The sequence below is a fragment of the Oleiphilus sp. HI0123 genome (assembly GCF_001635315.1).
In genome coordinates, this window is record NZ_LWGE01000477.1 from 1 (window position 1) to 872 (window position 872).

The 872-nt window shown below is 43.9% G+C and carries 1 protein-coding gene; it reads right to left on the reverse strand.

Annotation, left to right across the window (positions count from 1 at the left end; genetic code table 11):
* Positions 1-129: 129 nt before the first annotated feature.
* Positions 130-872: class II fructose-bisphosphate aldolase (locus tag A3761_RS04545; RefSeq protein ID WP_068749900.1), on the reverse strand; the 743-nt coding region annotated here is incomplete at its 5' end.

Sequence of the window (872 nt, forward strand, 5' to 3'; positions counted from 1 at the left end):
CCAAGATTGTGCGACAAGTAACAGCTTCGCTTAGAAAATATTGGACAGTTTGAGTATAAAAGTTTTAATGAGGGCTTTTTTAAACGCAATGAGAAAAAAGGCCTGAATAAATTCAGGCCCTTACCAAGGTTAAGATATCTTCGGAGCCAAAGAACCGTCTTGGTACTGTGCAAACATTGAATCAAGACTTTGAGCCTTAATCTTATCAGCACGACCAGCTGTTCCGAACGCTTCGTATCGAGCAACTACAATTTCTTTCATCGCACTTACAGTTTCTTTTAGATACTTTCTAGGGTCGAATTCTGCTGGATTCTGTGCCATAAAGCGACGCACAGCACCAGTAGAAGCCAGACGTAGATCGGTATCAATATTTACCTTACGAACGCCATATTTTATGCCCTCTACAATCTGCTCTACAGGGACACCATAGGTTTCAGGAATTTCGCCGCCGTACTCGTTAATAACAGCAAGCCATTCTTGAGGTACAGAGGATGAACCATGCATTACTAGGTGCGTACCAGGAATACGTTCATTTATCGCTTTAATACGGTCAATAGCCAAAATATCACCAGTAGGTGGACGCGTGAACTTATACGCGCCATGGCTTGTACCACATGCAATCGCTAACGCATCAACACCAGTTTGCTTAACAAAATCTGCTGCCTCTTCTGGATCAGTTAACATCTGATCGTGACTAAGTGTACCTTCAGCACCAACACCATCTTCTTCACCTGCCTGGCCAGTTTCTAAAGACCCCAAACAGCCAAGCTCACCTTCAACAGAAACACCGCAAGCATGCGCCATTTCAACAGTGCGCTTTGTGACGTCAACGTTATATTCGTAGCTGGAAGGTGTTTTGCCATCGTCCATCA